The following is a 3303-nucleotide window of genomic DNA, read 5'->3' on the forward strand; positions in this document are numbered from 1 at the left end:
GAGCAGTTAGCTTTTGCTAGCCGCTCTTTTATTTTGTTCCGGTTCTTGCCTCTTAAAGAACTCTTTATCTACTTTCCCCCAATAAGTACACATATCTATTCTCCATTGCTACAAAATGAAATCTTTATTTTGTTTTACGCGTCGCTTCTTCAATCAGCCAAGATACAATATTAAAATCATTAGCTTCACCCTTTAAAGATGTTCCGTTCCAAAAGCATTCTTTCATCACTTCAAGTAATTTTTCAACAGCTTCAATTCATCTCATATTCATTTTCCTTTTCTTCCAAATAACTATTTTGTTTTACTAATTAGCTGATTAATTTCACAAACACCTTTATCAAACATTCCACGTTTCTTCACCCCGTGAATATTTTCCAAATAAAAATACATACTATTTTCAAGCCGAACTAGCAGCTTCACTCTTCTCGCAATGGGGATGCAAATTATCACAATTAGCTAACTCATTGAACTCACTGGCAGACAACCAAAATCGTTGTCTGCTTTTTGTATGAGATTTTTCGTTTTACATATACTACTTTTGAACCTGCAGACCAATACGAGCCATTTTGGTGCTTGGGATTTCCCTTCCGGGGATAAGTATCTTTTACTTATCCCTTTTTTGTATAGACACGTATATTTAGGGTAAAACTAATTACAAGCAGATTTTCTGTTTATGCGTAGTTCTAAACAAGATTACTTTTCTCCTATTAAAGGACGGCAGGTACGACTGCTAGTCCTTTTTTCTTATTTCGCATATTATCACTACATTACCTTCATCGTCGTCGTAAGCAATTTCCCCATAAGGATGGCAGTGGTGCTTCTCGAGTTCCTCATCGATCAAAACTAACAAATTAGTTTTCCAGTTTCCAACGATCGTACACCAATACGAGTTTAATCCTTCATAAACTTCTCTTGTTCTATTTCAATAATTGCGGAATGTATAATGAAAATACTCGCTCGCTTCAATACCTTTTCTTTTAACCAAAGTGTTCTGCTGAATGATAGTAATACCCTTGCACTAATGGTTTTGGACTATAAAATTCCCTTTATAAATTTCAAATGCGGTGAATGAAATTTTGTTTTTTTCTTGCCATCATCCTTGTTGTATACAAACAAAAAAGAGCCACAATATTTTGCGACTCTTTTACAATTATAACTATTTAACGGCCACGTCTTTGCTGACCTTGCTTTGTACTACCTTTTTTATTACTTGGCTTATTAAATGATCGGTTATTTTCATTTCTAGAACTATTTCTTGAATCACTTCTTGAGCTATTTCTTGAATCACGTCTTGATTCACTTCTTGAACCTTCGCGGCTATCTCTTTGACGATTTTGACCTGATTTCTTCGGAGCTGGCTTTGGTACCGGTTTTCCGTTTTCATCTACACGTTTTATCTTCGGTTGTTCGATTATTTCTCTTTGTATTGGTGCACCAAGCGTTTTTTCAATTTCTTCTAAATGTTTTTCATCTTTCGCTGCAACGAACGTAATTGCAAGACCTGATCCACCTGCACGTCCTGTTCGGCCAATACGGTGAATATAACTTTCTACATCTTCAGGGATGTCAAAGTTAAATACGTGCGTTACACCATCTACATCAAGTCCACGAGCTGCTACATCCGTTGCGATTAAGTACTGAATTTTAGCTTCGCGGAAACTCTTCATAACTCTTTCACGTTTCGCTTGAGGTATATCACCATGAAGTTCAGCACAATTATAACCTAATCCTTTTAAATTATCATAAAGCTTACTTGCTCTAACCTTTGTACGACAGAAAATAACAGCTAAAAATGGCTGATCACGATCCATAACAAAACGAAGTGCATCTGGCTTTGCACGGTCTGTCGTCTCAATGACACGCTGCTCAATTGTATCAACCGTTACTTCTTCACTTTGTACTTGAATCATTTGCGGCTCATCCATATAACGTTTCGCTAATTTTTTAATATCTTTTGGCATCGTTGCTGAGAATAACATCGTTTGTTTACTACCTGGTGTCTCATCTAAAATATCTTCAATATCATATAAGAAACCGAAATAAAGCATTTGATCCGCTTCATCTAGTACAATCGTTGAAAGATTACTTAAATCAATTGTTTCACGTCGTATATGATCTAATAATCGTCCTGGTGTTGCAACAACAATATGTGTATTACCTTTTAATTTTCTCAATTGTTGTGCTACATCTTGCCCACCATAAATCGCTAGTACATTAATATCTTCTCTTTGAACAAGCATTTTTTTAATTTCAGTTGTAATTTGCAGAGCTAGTTCCCTTGTTGGTGCAACAATTAAGGCCTGAACATCACTAGACTCTGGATCGATTTTTTCTAAAATCGGTAACACGAATGCTAACGTTTTACCCGTTCCTGTTTTCGCCTGCCCAATAATATCTTTACCTGACATAATAACAGGAATTGCCTTCTCTTGAATTGGTGTTGCTTCTGTAATTCCATTTTCACGTAATGTATGATTAAAAGTTTCACTAATTCCTAATTCTAAAAAGTTTTTCAAATAGACCACTTCTTTTCCTTATTTTTCACATTAGCTTTCATTGTACCATTTGTTTCGCCAAATATGAAAAATAAAAAAATTCTTATCTTCTTTTTTTATATTCATCCTGTACTAGATGAACAAATTCTTTTTGCTTTTTCTCAGATTTTATTAATGCTTCCATGTTAGTAGAAGACAAAATGAACTTCTTAATTTTGCTATTACAGCAAATAACGAACCCATCTTCTCCCCCCTATACCCTTGCTCAAATTATATATATTCTTCTTTACATATATATTTCAATTTTACCGAAATATAATGTTACTGATTTGGTTGAAATCGCAAAATATATGAACTAAAAAACCGATCTTTTCGATTTAGGAAAGACCGGTTTTCATTAGTTTATACAGTAAGCTTTCCTCCATGATAGCAATAATACTCTGCTGCTTTAAAACTTTTAATCCTATTTAAAGACTGTTTCGCTTTTTCTATATCTAAACAAAAATTCGGATTAGCTATTACTAACTCACTATTCTCTTGAACAGCCGCATCTCCCGTAATTACACAATCTAAATTCGGAAAATATAATGAAATATGCCCCGAAGTATGTCCTGGCGTCGCTACTATTTGACATTCATTATTCAAAATCATTTGACCATCATGCACTTTTTCATCGACGGAAATATGTTTTATATTTTTTAACTGTTGTATAAACCATTTACCAAATTCTTTTTCTTCATTTGGCATACGTTCTAACATTACTTCAGCTTGAACTAACCTCTCTGATTTTATATCACCACTAATATAG

The 3303-nt window shown here is 34.3% G+C and carries 2 protein-coding genes; both read right to left on the minus strand.

Annotation, left to right across the window (positions count from 1 at the left end):
- Positions 1–1160: 1160 nt before the first annotated feature.
- Positions 1161–2525, minus strand: coding sequence for a DEAD/DEAH box helicase (locus ABWK52_RS11420; protein ID WP_002196494.1), 1365 nt, complete (start codon positions 2523–2525; stop codon positions 1161–1163).
- A 372-nt stretch (positions 2526–2897) separates the two neighbouring features.
- Positions 2898–3303, minus strand: a 406-nt coding sequence (locus tag ABWK52_RS11425; protein WP_353771935.1) for an MBL fold metallo-hydrolase, incomplete at its 5' end; no start/stop codon positions are given.

This window comes from Bacillus sp. AP50 (assembly GCF_040492675.1).
GTDB classification, from domain to species: domain Bacteria; phylum Bacillota; class Bacilli; order Bacillales; family Bacillaceae_G; genus Bacillus_A; species Bacillus_A cereus.